Genomic DNA, 18298 nt, shown 5'->3' on the forward strand with positions numbered 1-18298 from the left:
TTCCCATGTGGGAGAAAGGAATACACCGATGGATTTATATTTTGCGCCCATGGAGGGGATTACCGGTTATATATACAGACGCGCTTACCACAGCTGCTTTCATCCCATGGATACGTATTTTACGCCTTTTATAGCGCCCAAACAGGATAAAACCCTGAATTCCAGGGAAAAAAATGATATCCTGCCGGAACACAATCAGGGCATGCGGGTGGTGCCGCAGATTCTGACCAACAGGGCGGAGGATTTTATACGCACGGCGGAAAAAATCCGTGAATTCGGCTATCAGGAGGTAAATCTGAATCTGGGATGTCCGTCCGGGACAGTGGTATCCAAGAAAAAAGGTGCGGGTTTTTTAGGGGAACCGGAAGCCCTGGATCGGTTCCTGGAAGAAATCTTTAGAAGGCTGGATATGGATATTTCCATTAAAACCAGGCTGGGAATGGAGGATGGGGAAGAATTTTACCGGCTGTTGGATATATATAATAAATACCCGCTGCAGGAACTGATTATTCATCCTCGTGTCCAGGCGGATTATTATAAAAACAGCCCCGACTGGAAGGTGTTCCGGGACGCTTTACAGATAAGCCGGAACAGGGTGGTATATAACGGCGATATTTTTTCCGTGGGGGATTATGAGCGGTTTACCTCGTCCTTCCCGGAGGCCGGTGCCGTAATGCTGGGACGGGGTGTGCTTGCCAATCCGGGCCTGCCCGGACTGCTATGCGGCGGGCGGCAGCCGTCCGTGCAGGAAATAAAGCAGTTCCTGGACAGGCTGGTAAGCGATTACAGGGAAGTGCTTTCCGGTGAAAGAGACGTACTTTTCCGAATGAAAGAACTCTGGTATTATATGGGATTTTTGTTTACGAATCCGGAGAAATATGTAAAAAAAATAAAAAAGGCGCAGAGGCTGTGTGATTACGAAGAAGCGGTACGCGCTTTATTTCGGGAGCAGGAACTGGCGGAGGGCGGAGCTTTCCGGCCTGTCATATAGTAACAGTTCAGACATCGCCGCAGGCAGTTTTAAATGGAAGCAGTTTTAAATGGAAGCTTGCGTTCCTTATGGTAAAATGTTACAATAATAAAGCTTTGCTGCTTTAAAGCGTGTGCGCGGCAGTGCGTATATGCACAAGGGCAGTAATCCGTATATGCAGTACCCGGGATATATTATTCAAAGGAGAAAGAACGATGGGGGAAAACACGGTTATTGTAACAATTTGCGTGGTATATTTTCTGGTCATGATCGGAACCGGAATCTACGCATCCAGAAAAAATAAGAAGGCTTCGGACTTCCTGGTGGCCGGAAGGAAGCTGAATACGCCGATGACGGCTATCACGCTGGCGGCGGTGCAGATAGGGGTCGGCATTGTTTTGAGCAGCGCCACAAATGGCTATAACGACGGCGTATGGCCCGGAATCTATTATTCCATTGGCTGCGGCGGCGGGCTGATTCTGGCTGGCCTTTTAACGGCGAGAAAGCTGCGACAGGAGGAAGGATACGTGCCCCTGGACTTTTTTGCCAAACGATATGGCGACAGCAAGGGAATCCGTTTCTGGGCATGGATCAGTAATGTGCCCAGCCTTTTGGGGATTTTTATCGCGCAGCTTCTGGCCTGCGGCGGGATTCTTGCCGGCTTTGGGATTCCCTTTGAAGCAGGTGTTGTCATAACGGCAGTGGTCATCCTCATTTACTGTACGGTGGGCGGTATGTGGGGTGTCGTACTTACCGATGTGATTCAGACGGGGATTATTGTGGTGGGAATTCCGGTTCTTGCGGCAGCCACCCTGATTCGGTATACCCATGCGGGAGGAAGTATTGCCGCGATATATGCCGCACCGTTTATCCCTCATGGAATGGGAACCAAATTTATTTACCTGGTGCTGCCTTTTCTTCTTTCCATCTCCGTATCCTATGATGCGTATGCCAGAATCCAGTCTGCCAAAGATGCGAAAACGGCTACCAGAGGATGTATCGGCGGCGGTGTCATCGTTATCATCATCGGCCTGCTTTGCTCTACGGTAGGGGCGGCATCCACGATACTGTTCCCGGGTGTGACGGACGGAATTTTTACCATCGCGGCTACGGGAATCCTGCATCCCGTATTGGCGGGGATTGTGATTGCCGCCATACTTTCTGCGGCGATGTCCAGCGCAAACTGTGTTATTTTGTCCCTGGGCGCCTCTTTTTCCAGGGATTTTTATAACAAGTTCCTGCATCCGGAAGTGGAGAATCTGGACGAACTTCCCAAAGCCAAGCTGATTTCCCGTATTGCGGTATTCGGCGGCAGTGTTGCAGGAATTCTGTTTGCCTTTAAAATGACGGATATCCTGGATGCGATGATTATCTTTAATTATCCTTATATGGGAAGTATGCTGGTTCCCCTGCTGGGAGGGCTTTTGTGGAAGGGAGCTACCAGAAAAGGGGCGTTTGCATCGGCTATAGCAGGGGGAATCGTAGGCGTGGTTTCTTTCTTTATCGGCATTCCCGGACCTCTTTACGGAGTGGTCAATGTGGATTTGGCGCTGATGTTCGCTTATCTGGTATCGGCAGCGGCGCTCGTGATTTTCAGTAATCTGGACAGCGCCGGGAAAAAAGTACGTGCCTGATCGTCGGATAAACAGGAATATGCAAAAGGAATGTGAGAATATATATGAGTACATATCAGTGGCCTTATCAAAATGAAATCGGTCAGGAAGAAGAGGTCTCCTGTGACGTCCTGGTTCTGGGCGGCGGCCTTGCGGGATGTTATGCGGCTATAGCCGCGGCAAGGAAAGGGAAAAAAGTTGTCGTGGTGGAAAAGGGGGCAACCGAGCGCAGCGGTGCGGCGGGAAGCGGCTTTGACCACTGGGAGTCCGCCTGTACCAATCCCTGTTCCCGTGTCACAGCGAAAGAAATCGCGGAGGCCTACGTGGAAGAGCAGGATTATTACAGCAACGGCATAGCCCACTATATAGAATGCAGGGAAGGGTATGACCGGCTGCTGGATATGGAAGCCTTCGGCGGGAAGATCAGGGATACGGAGGATGAGTTCAGGGGAGCCGAATTCCGGGATGATGAAACCGGGCTTATGTTTGCCTATGACTATAAAAACCGTTTTACCCTCCGTGTATGGGGAAGTACATTTAAACCGGCGCTGTATAAAGAACTAAAGAAGCTGGGAGTAAGGATATACGATCGTACGGAGGCCACTGCGCTGCTGACAAAGCAGGTAAACGGGAAACCGAGGGGGATCGGTGCGCTGGGCATGAATGTAAGAACCGGAAAATTCATGATATTCCGGGCAAAGGCTACGATTCTAACCATGTCAAGGCCGGCCAGAATCTGGCTTTTTAATCCGGATTTGGTGGGCCTGTGTGAGTTCAGGCCCACGCAGAGCATCGGCAGCGGCCATGCCATGGGGTATCGGGCCGGAATTGAATTTACCATGATGGAAAAATCCGTAAAGGGGGAATTTTCCGCTGCGGGCAGAAGCTTTCCTCCTTATGGGACGGGAAATAACCATAATACCTGGTATGCCGCCACTATGGTGGATGCCAGAGGGGTGGAAATTCCGTATGTGGATCGGGACGGCAGGGAGCTTCAGTCGGTTTCGGAACGTTACTACCCGGCTCCGGGACAGAAATTTTTTCTCAAGGGCGGCGTGATTGATGAAGCCAAGTATGAGTACCGGGGACCGGAAACTCTTCCGTTTGAGGAATTGATTAAGAGGGGCTATCAGCTTCCTTTTTATGCGGACTTGAGCCGGATGCCCGAAATGGAGCGAAAGGTGATTTGGGGGATGATGGTAGGCGAAGAAGGGAAAACCAAAATCCCCATCCTGGAAAATTATACGAAACGGGGTTTTGATCCTGCCAGGCATATGCTGCAAAGCTATGGAAACGGCTGGCAGTCCGCCGCATTCCTTGCCCAGGAGCGCCAGCTCTTCGGAGCGCCCGGAGGCATCATGCATGACTGGGATCTGAAAACGAATATCGACGGCATCTATGCGGCGGGGGATCAGCTTTTCGCATCGGACTGCTGCGGGTTTGCCGCTGCCACGGGGTATTATGCGGGCAGGAAAGCGGCGGATGCGATAGAAGGTGTGCCGGAGACGGAACCGGACCGGCAGGAGATAGAAGCGGAGAAAAAACGTCTCTATGCGCCTCTCTTTGTGGAGGAGGGCATGGACTGGAGAGAGCTGAATATGGCAGTTTCCAAGGCCATGCAGAACTATTGCGGCGGCGTGAAATGCAGGGCGCTCCTGGAAGAAGGGATTGCGCTGCTTGACAGTTATGTAAAAGAAGCCCTTCCTATGGTAAAAGCGGATAATCCCCACGAACTCATGCGCGCCCATGAAGTATCCGATATTCTGGAGGTTGCCGGAATGATCCTCCAGGCCTGCCTTTTCCGGGAATCCAGTTCCAAACCGCTGTGCTTTGAACGCAGCGATTCCACAAAGCGGGATCCGGAAGAAGAGAACTGCTTTATCACCATCCGTATGGAAAACGGAAAGGCTGTTAAAGGGAAAGTGCCTTTGGGCTATTTCGGGGATTTGGAAACGGAATATGAACGCAGGAACCAGGATTATATCAATAGCCTCTGATCAGCAGCAGGGCAGTATGCAGGGGAAACAGAGAGATTCCCATGCTTTGATACGCGTGCTAAAGCGCGCAGATAGGAGGAACCATGGAAAAGGAAATGACCGCTTCGGTGATTCCCTGCAGCGCAAGGCCGCTGAAATTCGACGACAGCCTTTGTATCGGATGCAACCGCTGCGCAGATGTGTGTCAGGTGGATATCATGATACCGAATCCGGTAAAGGGGAAACATCCCATTGTTATTTATCCGGGAGAATGCTATTATTGTGGCAGCTGTGTGATGGCCTGCCCGAATAAAGGTGCGGTTTCCCTGGAGCATCCGCTTATGAACCAGGCGAAGTTCGTACCGGTAAAGCTCTAATCTGACGGGCATCCTTGTACGGGTATCAGGTCGAAGCAGCAGTAGGACGGGGGGATCATATGCAGAAGGAAGTTTGCGCTGCACTGGAGGATTTTTTTCCTTTCTGGGATAAACTGACGGAGGAAGAACAAAAGAATGTTTGCAGGAATGCCGCCTCTGTGATATATCCGGCGGGGGCCTTTATCCACCGGGCATCGGAGGACTGTGTGGGAGTCCTTTTAATCAGGGAGGGACAGCTGCGGGTATATATTCAATCCGAAGACGGCAGGGATATTACCTTGTTCCGTATCGATGCAGGGGAAGCCTGTGTGTTGAGCGCGTCCTGCTTTATGCAGGAAATTACTTTTGATATTCTCATTGACGCGGAGAAGGACAGCCGTGTACTGGTGATTCCCACAGCGGTTATCCGCAGGCTTGCGGATGAAAATATTTACGTGGAAAATTATATTTACAAACAGGCGGTGGAACGTTTTTCCGATGTGATGTGGACCATGCAGCAAATCCTTTTTATGAGCTTCGATAAAAGGCTGGCGGTTTTTCTGGTTGATGAAGCCGCTAAAACGGGGGAGGATACGCTGACGATGACTCATGACCAGATTGCCAGATATACCGGCAGCGCAAGGGAAGTGGTTTCGCGGATGTTAAAATATTTTGAGAAGGAAGGTCTGGTGGAGCTGGCGAGAGGCAGAGTAAAGCTGTTACATAAGAAAAAGCTGCAGGAATTGACCAGAGATTAACAGGCCTTAGACAAGTAGACAGAAGGCAGCCGGGCTTATGTGACCAGGTTACGGATCAAACACACTCCCCGGAGTAAGATGGTTTCAGGATCTTATTTCGAAGGAGTGTATTTTTATGAGTAAAACAGTGATTATCGGCGGTGTGGCCGGAGGGGCCACCGCGGCGGCAAGGCTTCGCCGCAGGGATGAAAAAAGGGAAATTGTGATGCTGGAAAGGGGAGAACATATTTCTTTTGCCAACTGCGGCCTGCCTTATTATATCGGGGATGTCATCCAAGACAGGGAGGCGCTGCTCCTGCAGACACCAGAAGGAATGAAGAAAAAGTTCAATATAGATGTCCGCATCCGTCAGGAAGCGGTAACTATCCATCCCGGGGAAAATAAAATAGAGGTACAGGATTTACAGACTGGAAAAATATATGAAGAAAGCTATGATCAGCTGGTTATAGCAACCGGCTCTTCCCCGTTAAAGCCGGGAATTCCGGGTATTGACGGCAGCCGGATTTTTACACTTTGGAATCTTTCCGATACGGATCAGATCAAAGCGTTTCTGCAGAAAGAAAGGCCGAAGAGTGCAGCAGTTATCGGCGGCGGCTTTATCGGACTGGAGATGGCGGAGAACCTGCACCGGGCCGGCCTTGCCGTATCCGTAATAGAAATGCAGAAACAGGTCATGGCTCCCCTGGATTATGAAATGGCCCGGCTATTGCATGAAAATATGGAAATGAACGGTGTGGAGCTGATTTTGGAGGACGGTGTGAAGCGGTTTGGACAGGAGGATGCCGGGGTGGCCGTTTCGCTTGCCAGCGGAAAAATAATACGGGCGGACATGGTGATCCTCTCCATAGGGGTGCGCCCTAACAGCCGGCTGGCATCTGATGCGGGGCTTGCGCTGAATGCCAGAGGCGGCATCCGGGTCAATGAATTCCTGCAGACGAGTGTTCCCAATATCTATGCCGTGGGGGATGTGGTTGAAGTGGGGCAGTTTGTGACGGGAGAACGGACGATGATACCTCTTGCCGGCCCCGCGAATAAGCAGGCAAGGATTTGCGCGGATAATATTGTTGGGGATCGGAAGCCGTACGAAGGAAGTATGGGAACCAGTGTTGTCCAATGCTTTGATCTTACGGCTGCCGCCGTGGGACTGAATGAAAAGGTTTTGCTTACTTCCGGGAAGGAAAAGGGCAGGGATTATCAAACCGTACTGATCCAGCAAAAATCCCATGCCGGCTATTATCCCGGTGCAGTACCTCTTACTCTGAAGCTGCTTTTTGATACAAAGTCCCGGATCCTGGGTGCCCAGATAGTGGGGCAGGACGGCGTGGATAAAAGAATAGACACCATTGCATCCGTTATGCGCCTTTCCGGTACAACGGATGATCTGGCAAAGCTGGAACTGGCGTATGCCCCGCCCTTTTCTTCCGCCAAGGACCCGGTGAATATGGCGGGTTTTACCGCAGAAAATGTGCGGGAGGGCCTGGTATCCTTCCTGGGTGTACAGGAACTGGAGGAAATACGGGCGGATAAAAAACGGAGGGAAACCTGTCAGATACTGGATGTGACGGAAAACGCAGAGCGTCTTGTGTTTTCCATTCCCGGTTCCCTGCACATTCCTTTGGGGGAACTGCGGGAAAGAATGGATGAGCTGGATCCCGGGAAGCTGATTATCCCCTATTGTTCGGTGGGAGTCCGCTCCTACAATGCAGCCCGGATTCTTCAGCAGTCCGGCTTCCCCGATGTGAAGGTCCTGGAAGGAGGAACCACCTTTTATAAATCGTATCACTATAAGGAGTATGGGATGAATGCAGGAAAAGAAAAGACAAAACAGGAGGAGAATAGCCGCAGAAGGACAACAGAAACGCTGGAACTGGATTGCAGCGGGATGCAGTGTCCCGGACCGATAATGAAGGTTAATGAGGCCCTGCATACTATGGAGAAAGGAGAACGGCTTTGTGTTGCGGCTACGGACTTGGGATTTGCGCGTGATATTGCCGCCTGGTGTTTAAGAACCGGCAATACGCTGATAGAGTCTTTCAAGGAGGGAAAGCAGACCCGGGTTACCATTGAGAAAGGGGAGGCGAAAGAGGAAAACCGGAAACAGGCGGAATCGGCATGTCCCGCTCAAAATGGGGATTATCCTGCAGCGTCCGGGGAACGGGAAGGAAAAACACTGATTGTATTTGACGGGGATCTGGATAAGGTACTTGCCGCTTTTATCATTGCCAACGGAGCGGCAGCCATGGGAAGGCCGGTAACCATGTTTTTTACCTTCTGGGGGCTGAATGCCCTTCGCAGGCCGGATAAAAGAAGGGTAAAGAAGCCGTTTCTGGATCGGATGTTCGGTATGATGATGCCAAGGGGAACAGGAAAGCTGAAGCTTTCCCGGATGAATATGGGCGGTATGGGCACCAGGCTCATGAAAAAAGTGATGCGGGATAAAAACGTAAGCTCCCTGGAGGAGCTTATGAAACAGGCCATGGCACAGGGCGTGCGCCTTGTGGCCTGCACCATGTCCATGGATGTGATGGGGATTACCAAAGAAGAACTGATAGACGGCGTGGAACTGGCAGGCGTGGCTTCCTATCTGGGAGATGCGGAGCTTTCCAATGTCAATTTATTCGTATAAAATACCCCGCAGCATATCGTGCGGGAATAGAATGGCCGGAAGAGGCGCTGCGGATAGGGTTCCGCAGCGCCTCTTTTGTAATTAACGTTACTGCCCGCTCCGTGAACAGCAGCTATTTAACGGAACCGCTACATATGTTCGAAAAAATAGTTTGGAATATGGTACGAAAAAGGATATAATAGGAGAAATAAGATAACTGTGAAGGGACGCAACAGTTACAAAAAAAGATACCGGCGGAGCCGGAGAAGGCGGTAACAAAAGTTGAACCAGCTGCGAAAGATATTGATTGATACCTTTAACCTGAATACGGACTGTGCCTCCCAGGAGGAAATAGCGGAAAGGATAAGGAGCGGCGGCCAGCTGCGGGGAACCAACATGTGCATCATGATTCTGGCCATGTTCATTGCTTCCATCGGGCTGAATATGAACAGCACCGCGGTCATTATAGGTGCCATGCTGATATCGCCTCTGATGGGCGGGATCATGAATATAGGTTATGGCATTGCCGCTTATGATATGGCCCATGTCAGACATGCGTTTATGAAACTGTCTTTTCAGGTAGTGTTCTGTGTCCTGGTATCTACAATTTATTTTATGCTTTCCCCGATAACCGCCCCTTCCAACGAATTGCTTGCCAGGACCTCTCCGACGATCTGGGATGTCCTCATTGCGCTTTTCGGCGGCCTTGCCGGCATCATAGGGGTTACAAGGGAAGAAAAGGTGAGCAATGTCATTCCCGGTGTTGCCATAGCCACGGCGCTCATGCCGCCGCTGTGTACGGCGGGATATGGGATTGCCCGGCATTCCTGGAAATTTTTCGGCGGCGCCATGTATCTGTTTTTCATTAACTGCTTCTTTATCTGTCTGGCGGCTGTGGTGGTACTGAAAATCATGCATGTATCTGCCAAGCGGGAAATCGCGGGCAGGATTCTGCGCAAACAGAAATTTTATGTGATGCTGGTGGTGATTATTACCGTGCTTCCCAGCCTTTACCTGGCATGGCAGATGATTAACAACAGTGCGGTGAACAGCCAGTTCGGCAGCTTTATTTCCACCCAGTTCGATTTCGAAGAAACACAGGTGGTTTCCAAGAGCCTGGATTCCAAAAACGGGATTATCCGTGTGGCGGTGGTGGGCAAACGGCTGGACAGCTCCACACAGGAGGCTATTCAGCAGGCGCTTGCGGAATACAGCCATCTGAAAGGGATGAAGCTGTATCTGACACAAACCGAATTTACCGGAGGGATTTCCAAGGAAGAGGTGGAAAGCCTGATCAATACGGAAATGGCGGCAGGGGAAGAGATCCAGATGGATTATGAGGAGAAGAACCGGGCGCTTTCGGAAAAGGTGGATTTGTACTTGCCCGCCTATGCCCAGTTTTCTTTCAGTACGGCCCTTAAGGAACAGCTCATGGCGGAGCTTCCTCTTTTTTATCCCCAGATCCGGGATTTGGATCTGGCGGCTCTGGGCAGTCTGGACGAAGAAAAGAAGGTCCGGGTGGAAAAATATCTGCTGATCCTCCAGGTAGATACCCCTCTGGACGGAGAGCAGGTGGCGAAGATTGAAGAGTGGTCCTCTAAAATTATAGACGGTGATGTGCTTGCCTCCTGGCGGCTTGCTCCCGGAGTTTCTGATAATTCAGTATCTGAAAACAGTATTTCAGATAACAGTATCCCGGAAACAGACCCGCAGGAGCTAAACGTAGAATGAGGAAAAGTATGACAGATTTGACCAGTATATTTGATGAGAATACAGCGGATTGGTTTGCTTCAACACTTGGGGAACCGACACCGGTACAAAAAGAAGCCTGGCCCGCCATCGCGGGAGGAAAGCATACACTGGTGTCCGCGCCTACGGGTACCGGCAAGACATTGTCCGCATTTCTGGTATTTATAGACCGGCTCACCAGACAGGCGAGAGCCGGCGGACTGCCCCGCCAGCTTCAGCTGATCTATATATCCCCGCTGAAATCTCTGGCGGCGGACATCCGGGAAAACCTGCGCAGACCGCTTGACGGACTTGCCGGTAAAGGCGGGGAGGAGATAGAGATTGCCATCCGTACCGGGGATACGCCTCAGCGTGACAGACAGCGGATGATCAAATATCCGCCCCATATATTGATTACCACGCCGGAATCCCTGTATCTGATGCTTACAAGCAAAAACGGCCAGGGGATTCTGGCTACGGCGAAAGCGATCATACTGGATGAGCTTCATGCCCTGATCGATACCAAACGGGGAGCACATTTGATGCTGTCCGTAGCCCGCCTGGATAAGCTCTGCAGCCGGCCGCTCCAGCGAATCGGGCTGTCTGCAACGATTGAACCGCTTTCTGTTGCGGCGGCCTATCTTTCCCCGGAGCCGGCGGTCATCATTGCACCTGCCATGAAAAAAGAAGTTCAGCTTGTTGTGACAAGTCCCTTTGCGGATACCACAGCCGGAAAGAGGAAGGATCCGGTATGGGAGGAACTGGCGGAGCTGGTATACCGCCGCTGCCAGGGAAGCCGCAGCGTGATTGCCTTTGTGGAAGGACGCAGATATGCGGAAAAGCTTGCTTATTACGTAAACCTTCTTGGGGGAGAAGGCTATGCCCGGGTGCATCATGGAAGTTTGTCCAGGGAACAGCGATTTGAGGTGGAACATGCGCTGCGGGACGGCAGTCTCCGACTGCTGTGCGCCACCTCGTCCATGGAACTGGGAATCGATGTGGGGGAAATCGATCAGGTGCTTCAGGTGGGCTGCCCCAGAACGATCTCGGGCACGATGCAGCGTCTGGGCCGGGCCGGACATAATCCGGGCCGGGTGAGTGTGATGTATTTGTTCCCGAGAACGGCGGCGGAAAGTGTATCCTGCGGCATGACGGCCGAACTGGCCAGGAGAGGCGGTGTGGAATATGCCAAACCGCCGGCGGGCTGTCTGGATGTCCTGGCCCAGCATCTGGTATCCATGGCCGCATTCCATGGATACCAGGTGGAGGAAGTGATGGAAATCCTGCCCAGGGCTTACTGTTTCCGGAATATAAGCCGGGAAGAGGTCGACGGGGTACTCGGCATGCTTGCCGGTGATTTTGAACACGATAAGGATATCCCCGCCCGTCCGAGAATCCTTTACGACCGGATTCATGGGTACGTGGAAGGAGACGGTTACAGCCGGATGCTTGCCGTATCGGCGGGAGGAACGATCCCGGACAGAGGGCTTTATACGGTACGTACGGAAGAAGGGGTAAAGGTGGGCGAAGTGGACGAAGAATTCGTCTATGAATCCCAGAAAGGGGATCGGTTCCTTCTGGGAGCATTTGCCTGGCGGGTGCTGGATATCAGCAGGGATTCGGTGATAGTAACCCAGTCACCCATAGATGGTGCCAGGATCCCTTTCTGGAAAGGGGAACTAAAGGGCAGGGACCTGAGAACCAGCAAGGCCTTCGGGCAAATCCTACATGGGCTGCAGATGGCACAGGAAGACGGGAATTTATTGCAGGCGCTGTACCAGCTGGGGCTGGATGAACCGGCTGCCAGGCTGGCGGAAGGGTATCTGAAAAGGCAGATAGCCGCCACGGATGGGCTGCCGGATGATAAAACTATACTGGTGGAGCATTTCCGGGATCAGTCGGGAAATGCACAGATTATGATTCATTCCCTTTTCGGCGGGAAAGTGAACGCACCGCTTTCCCTTCTTCTCCAGGAAGCGGCCAGAGAGCAGACCGGCCAGAATGTAGGCTGTGTGGATGACGAGGACGGTATTCTGCTGTATTCTTATGGGAGAGAGAGCCTGCCGGATGGACTGCTTTACCAGCTGTCGCCCGAAACGTCGGATGCTGTCCTGGAAGCTCTGCTTCCCGCAACCCCTCTGTTCCATGTGGCTTTCCGTCATAACAGCGGAAGGGCACTGATGATGGGGGTGAGGAAAAACGGGAGACTGCCGCTATGGATGCAGCGTCTGCGCAGCGCGGAAATGCTGGATACCATTGTCCGGGAAAAAAAGCATCCGCTGATCCTGGAAACCAAACGGGAATGCCTGACCCAGATGTGGGATCCGGAAGGAGTAAAGGAAGTGCTGCATGGGATCCGGTCGGGAGCGATCTGTGTCCGTGAAATTCATTCGGAGATTCCTTCCCCTATGTCCCTTCCGCTTCAATGGCAGCAGGAGGCGGCTGTTATGTATGACTATTATCCCACGCCCAGAGGGGTGCATGCCGCTGTGGAAGAGGAATTGAAACAAATCCAGATGATTGCTGCGGGAAAAGAAGAACTTCAGCGGGTTCAGGAGCGCAGCCGCCTTCCGGAGGATGAAAAACAGCTGCATGCGCTTTTGATGGCAGAAGGAGATCTGGCAGCCGGAGAGCTGGATATTCCCATAGACTGGCTGGAGAGCCTGGCAAGGCAGGGGCGGGCCGGTTATCTGGAGCCGGGGCTTTGGATTGCCATGGAGCAAAGGACGGAATATCTCACAGCCCTTCCCGATGCGGATGCAGACAGCTCTGCTTCAGGCAAGGGGCTGCCGGGCACAAATGCGCCGGAAGAGGAAATCCGCGAAAGCCGTCTGCATATCGTAAGGCGCCTGCTTCGTTACCGCGGGGCACATACGGCTGGGCAGGTGGCGGAACGTTATTTCTGGAGCGAAGAAGAAGCAAAGAAGATCCTGGATACCCTTACCGAAAAAGAAGAGGCTGTAGAAAAGGATGGTATCTATTATCACGGCAGACTGTACGACAGGGCCAGAAAAGAGACTATTAAGAAGCTGCGCAGCGAAATCGCAACAAGGCCTGCCTCTTCTTATGCGGCTCTTCTCACCGCGCGGATGACAGTCCATGCGCCGGCGGCGGAGCAGCTTTCCCGGGTGATAGGGATGTATGCGGGAAAGGCTGTGCCTGCCGCGAACTGGGAAAATGTCATTCTGCCCGCCCGGGTCAAAGGATACCGGGATGCCCTGCTGGACGCCCTGTTGGCGGAAGGAAAATATTTCTGGCATATGGAACCGCAGGGAATGATCCGTTTCGACGTGCAGGAGGACATTGACTGGGATTCCGGGCCTGATAGCAGTCCGGAAGGACTTACGGAGAAAGAGCGGATTGTCTATGAAGCTCTTCTGAAACGGGGAGCCAGCTTCATGCAGGCTCTGCAGGGGCTGCTTCCGGGAGAATCCCCTCACGAGACCTTACTTTCCCTTCTGGAAAAAGGGCTTGTATACGCAGACAGCTTCGTACCGGTGAGACAATGGCTGGATAAGGACAAAACCCGGAAGGCTACAGCCAGACAGAGGGTCAATACCCGGGTAATGGCCCTGCATGCCGGACGCTGGGATGTGGTGAGGCCGCTTCTGGAAAAACCGGAGCAGCAATGGGAACGTTTGTTTGACAGCAGCCTTATTCTGTGCCGGGAAACGGCAGCTGCATGGAATGTTTCCTGGCAGGATGCCCTTCGTGTCCTGCGTATACAGGAATATACCGGACAGGTACGCAGGGGCTATTTCGTGGAAGGGCTTTCCGGCGCACAATTTATACGGGATAAGGATTTTCACAGCGTCCGTCTTGCCCTGGAGCAGCCGCAGGAGGAGATAATCTGGCTGAGCGCCGTGGATCCTGTCCAGATATGGGGGAAGGTCATACCTCATCTGGATGGCAGGAGCTTCACCAATGTACCGGGCACTGCAGTGGCTGTGAAAGCCGGGGTGCCGGAAGCCGTGTTTGAAAGGCAGGGGAAAACACTGCGCATCTTCGGAAAGTGGGAAGAAATGACGGGGAAACAAATGCTGGAACGCTTTGCAGAGGCTTTTCGCGGAAAACGTCTGTTTGCGGGGATAAAGAGAGTGGTGGTTAAGGAGTATCCTGCAGAAGCGGCAGCAGCGCTTGCGGCAGCAGGTTTTATCAGGGAAATGCAGGATTATGTCCTGTATCTGTAGTTCGGGAGGAACGCGGCGGTTACTATGATATCCATACTTTTACTGATTCTGCTATCTATATGGTTTTATAAAAAGAGGACGTCTTATAACCCTTATGACAGCACCCTGAGCCACAGCTCCTATTATGAATGCGCATACTGCCGGGAAGAAAAATGTACGGAAGAGGTTCTGCGTATTCTGGAGCCGGTGGCAGGCCATAAAAGGATCCTGAAAAACGTGTTCCTTTCCGCAGAAAAAGGGGGGCAGGCCGGGGCAGAGGTGGTTATGATTCACGAATCCGGGATTTATGTGGTGCGTTCCGGCAATCTTGAGGGAGTAATATCCGGAAATCCCCAGGGGAGGTATTGGAAGCAGACCTTTCGGGACGGCTGGCTTCTTGCCTGCAGGAATTACCTGTACAACCCTTTCCTGGAAAATAAAAAAATACTGGATGTCATGCAGTGGGAATTGAGGGATATGCCCTGGCTTCCCTATTATTCTTTTGCCGTTTTCGGAAGCCGGGGAACGCTTCTTACCACGGGGTGGATGGGGGAAAATTGTTTTGCCCTGCCTCTTCATGCCCTGTCTTCTGCGGTGGCGGATATTTTCCGGCATAACAGAAGATTTCTTAAGGAGCGGGATATAGAAATGATATATGACAGGATGAAGAAGCTGTATGAAGGGCAGGAACGGGGGAAGATACAACAAGAAAAAATCAGACAGAGCGTTTGGTGAAATCCTGCGACGGAGAATGTCCGGTTTTTTCTTTATATGCCCGTAAAAAATAGTTATAACTATGAAAACCGGCCTGTTCGCCGATACTTTTCAAGTCCAGATTTGAGTGTAAAATCATTTGCTGTGCGCGCTGTACGCGGTAGGAAACCAGGTAATCAATAAATGAGGTACCAACTTCTTTGCTGAAAAGACGGGATAGGTGGGTGGGGGAGACATGCAGGGCCTCCGCCAGAGTGGACAGGGAAATATCTCCGGCATAGTTTTGATGGATAAAGTGGAGTGCATTCTGGATATGGACAGAGTATTTCCTGCTGCCGCAGCCAGGCGCCTGCTGCATGAGCTCACGAAAATAATCCAGAAGGAAATGGAGGACTTCCCGGGGGTTCATCTGTGAAAGGACCGTGGTTTTCAAAGAAGCATCCTGCTTCTTCAGAAGGACAATTCCCTGATTTTCCTGAAATTTCACACCAATTTGCAGAAGACGGGAAATAAGAGGCTGGGGCAGTCTTCCGGTATCCTGCTGGCAGCGGATGAAGAGGGCTTTCAGCAGAGCTTCTGTCATGTGCATATCGAGTGATGTCAGTGCGTCCATCAGTTCTTTTTCTTCCTGCAGTGTCAGCGCCGCCGGTGCGGAAAGGGGACTCCCGGGAATATAAGCACCTTCTTTCGGTACGGTATCTTTGGTTTCCTGCACTATGGGAAATGCCTGTTTTTCCAGAATGGACATGGTTTGCCGATAACAGGACGGAAGGCTGTCGATCCGGGAAAAACTGCTGCTTACCTGATAGATGGATGTCAGTCCGAACACTTTTTGGATATTGGAGGATAGAAGCCGCATAGCTGCCGCTGCCTGCCCTGTGATTTCCTGTGCCCCGGTCTGTGCGGGAAAATGGAACAACACTGCGAACTGTCCGTATTCCATATGCGTGATCAGGCCGTTCCCAAGGGAAGAAAAGATATTGGATCCAAGCGCTGTGATAGAATCAATCAGTTTTTCCCGCTCCATATCCGGTGAAAAGTGAGTGATTAATATGAAATTTGTGATCTGCAAGGCGGCAAAGCAGAAACAGCCCGGAGAGAAATCACGCTGGGCGGACATATGGGCGTATTCCTCCGGATTGGCCACCCCGTTTTCCAGGAGGCTGTGCAGATATTTCTGTTTGGCCACGGTGGTAAAAAAAGTCACATGAGAAAGTGCGGCGCCTTCTTTTTTGAGAAGCTCCTCGGTCTCTTTGAGCTTTTCCAGCAGAACCGGAGCAGTCAGCTGGTGTTTAAGCAGATAATCGCAGGCGCCGTAGCGCATCGCATCGCGGACAAAACCGAAAGTATCGTAGTTGCTCAAAATAAGTATTTTTACACGAGATTGCTGTCGGTGCAGTTCCTTTGTTACCTCCACCCCATTTCTATCCGGCATGTCAATATCCAGTATCAGTACGTCGGGAGAGAGCTCTTTTACCAGCTTCAGACAGTCATTGCCTCCCAGAGCCTGCCCCACGATTTCATATCCGTATTCATTCCAGCCAAGCAGGCCGGACAGACGGTTTAAAGCCAGAATATCATCATCGGCCAACAGAATTCGTATCATTTTACAGTTTCCTCCGTTTCCTCCATTTCTTCAGCCGGGAAGGAGATGTGCACCGTAGTGCCGCAGCCGGGGGCGCTCATAATGGTAAACGTGCACCGGCCGGCATATTGGAGCTTCAGACGGTCAATGATGTTTTTGATCCCGACCCGCAGAAAAGTACTGCTGCTTTTTTCCTCTCCGTTTAAAATCCTCTGGATCCGGTATTCATCCATACCATTGCCGTTATCCGACATATCGATCCGAATCATTTCCTCTTTTCTGTGGACGGAAAGAAAAAGGAGACCGTCCTCAAGTCTGTTGGAAAAGCCATGTATGATGGCATTCTCTACAATAGGCTGCAGAAGCAGCTTCAGAATCCTGCAGTTTTTTGCCGCTTCCTCCACTTCAAATTCCGTTTCCACATTACATAACAGATTATATTTTTTAATAGCGATAAAGGATTCCAAATAGGCGGTTTCCTGTGCGATTGTAATAAATTCGCCCTGATTGGACAGGGAGCGCAGCAGATAAGCAAAGGATGAGGATATTTCCCTTATATTGGAGATGTTCTGCATTTCGGCCAGGTAAGTGATAGTATTCAGCGTATTGTAAATCATATGCGGATTGATCTGTGCCTGAAGGGAATTGAACTCCAGAATCCGTTTGTTGCGCTCATTTTCCCGGATCTGGGAAACCAGACGATTGATACGGTGGGACATGGAAATAACACCCTGCGTCAGCTGGCCCACTTCATCATGGGAACGGACCGGCAGATCGATCTGTATGACAGTCTGGGCGCCGAAACCGGATACTGCAGTATTGAGCGCCCGGATATTTCTGGTGAAAAAGAAGGTCAGGCCCAGGATGCCGCATATGGTTGCGGCGGTGAGCAGACAGAAGCCCAGGACGTAGGCGGTTATGACCTGTGTGGATTCCTGGAAAACGGAATGCACCGTTACCATGGCGACGATAGACAGGGGCTGCTGCCGCATATACATCTGCCGGAACAGATAGGTAGTATTGTCCAGGGATACGGTGGATTTCCCGCTGTTCAGCGCAGTTTTCAATTCGTCGGGAATGACGGAAGAATCAACAGGGACCGAAGAATAAATGATCTTGTCGTTTTCACCCAGCACATAAACCTGTGTGGAGTCACTGTCGAATGGCTTGAGCAGTCCGTTCAGATAATCGACAGGCAGCTCTACCAGAATTGTGCCGAGGAAATCCCCTTTCTGAAAGACGGAGCGCCCCAGTGTGATGACTGTATTTTCGTCAAACTGCTCAAGAGCTCTGTTGAAAATAACCGGCTGACCGTTTCCGCCGCGGACAAAAGAAAAAATGGGTGCATCGGTGGTCAGCATTGCGTTATAGAGCGCGCCGGAGCGATAGAGCCTGTTGTCGGTGCTGATAACAGTGATGTTATAAATATGGTCGGCATTGGTGGTCAGAAGGGAGAGGAGGCTGTTCATGGATTTGTAACCAGTGAACCATTCATAGCTGGGAACTTGTGCGGCGTCATTTAAGATATCTGTCACATGATAGTCCAGGATAAGGGAGGTGGTGATACGATCCATGTCGGAGAAAATACGGTCGAATTCAGAGCCTGCAAACTGTATCTTTTCATCGATGGAAGCCTGCTCTTTTGCTTTCAGAACGCTTTGGAGACGGACGACGAAAAGCTGTGTCAGAATAGTGAGAGGAATGATCAGAAGGAAAAGGAAGGTAACCAGGAATTTCGCGTTGATGGATCCGGTTATCCGCTGTCTGCACCGGTAAAAAAAGCGTTTCATTGTCTCTTCCCTCCTCCTGGGACAGGCGCCGTCA

11 protein-coding genes are annotated in these 18298 nt (G+C 51.5%); 9 read left to right on the plus strand and 2 right to left on the minus strand.

The window, feature by feature from the left end; translation table 11 throughout:
• Positions 1–28: 28 nt before the first annotated feature.
• The 9 genes from DXA36_RS02120 (at position 29) to DXA36_RS02160 (ending at position 14910) form a co-directional block, all read left to right on the plus strand.
• Positions 29–991 (plus strand): tRNA dihydrouridine synthase, encoded by a 963-nt coding sequence (locus DXA36_RS02120; RefSeq protein WP_118675934.1) that lies wholly within the window; start codon positions 29–31, stop codon positions 989–991.
• 194 nt (positions 992–1185) lie between these two features.
• A complete protein-coding gene (locus DXA36_RS02125; protein WP_118675935.1) occupies positions 1186–2604 on the plus strand; it encodes a sodium:solute symporter family protein in 1419 nt (472 codons plus the stop codon).
• Between the two features lie 44 nt (positions 2605–2648).
• On the plus strand, positions 2649–4580 hold the full coding sequence (locus tag DXA36_RS02130) for an FAD-dependent oxidoreductase (protein WP_118675936.1): 1932 nt from the start codon (positions 2649–2651) through the stop codon (positions 4578–4580).
• 83 nt (positions 4581–4663) lie between these two features.
• Positions 4664–4936 carry a 4Fe-4S dicluster domain-containing protein gene (locus tag DXA36_RS02135; RefSeq protein WP_118675937.1) on the plus strand — a complete coding sequence of 91 codons (273 nt, stop codon included), beginning with the start codon at positions 4664–4666 and terminating at the stop codon, positions 4934–4936.
• 59 nt (positions 4937–4995) lie between these two features.
• Entirely contained in the window at positions 4996–5673 is a 678-nt protein-coding gene (locus tag DXA36_RS02140) for a Crp/Fnr family transcriptional regulator (protein ID WP_118675938.1), read from the plus strand.
• Between the two features lie 115 nt (positions 5674–5788).
• Positions 5789–8299, plus strand: a complete 2511-nt coding sequence (locus DXA36_RS02145; RefSeq protein WP_118675939.1) for an FAD-dependent oxidoreductase — start codon at positions 5789–5791, stop codon at positions 8297–8299.
• Positions 8300–8560: 261 nt separating this feature from the next.
• Complete coding sequence (locus tag DXA36_RS02150) at positions 8561–10009, plus strand: DUF389 domain-containing protein (RefSeq protein ID WP_207666338.1); 1449 nt, start codon at positions 8561–8563, stop codon at positions 10007–10009.
• Between the two features lie 8 nt (positions 10010–10017).
• Complete coding sequence (locus DXA36_RS02155) at positions 10018–14196, plus strand: DEAD/DEAH box helicase (protein WP_182478912.1); 4179 nt, start codon at positions 10018–10020, stop codon at positions 14194–14196.
• A gap of 24 nt (positions 14197–14220) precedes the next feature.
• A complete protein-coding gene (locus tag DXA36_RS02160) occupies positions 14221–14910 on the plus strand; it encodes a nuclease-related domain-containing protein (RefSeq protein ID WP_118675941.1) in 690 nt (229 codons plus the stop codon).
• Here the strand turns inward: DXA36_RS02160 and DXA36_RS02165 are convergent.
• Together DXA36_RS02165 and DXA36_RS02170 are read right to left on the minus strand one after the other, a co-directional pair.
• The gene (locus tag DXA36_RS02165) at positions 14891–16495 is read right to left on the minus strand and encodes a response regulator (protein WP_118675942.1); all 1605 of its coding nucleotides are present in this window, start codon (positions 16493–16495) and stop codon (positions 14891–14893) included. The two genes, DXA36_RS02160 and DXA36_RS02165, sit on opposite strands and share 20 nt — an antisense overlap.
• Complete coding sequence (locus DXA36_RS02170; RefSeq protein ID WP_118675943.1) at positions 16492–18264, minus strand: sensor histidine kinase; 1773 nt, start codon at positions 18262–18264, stop codon at positions 16492–16494. Before DXA36_RS02170 ends, DXA36_RS02165 begins: the two co-directional genes overlap by 4 nt.
• Positions 18265–18298: the final 34 nt, after the last annotated feature.

Origin of the sequence: Eisenbergiella sp. OF01-20 (assembly GCF_003478085.1) — a bacterium.
Classification (GTDB): Bacteria; Bacillota; Clostridia; order Lachnospirales; family Lachnospiraceae; genus Eisenbergiella.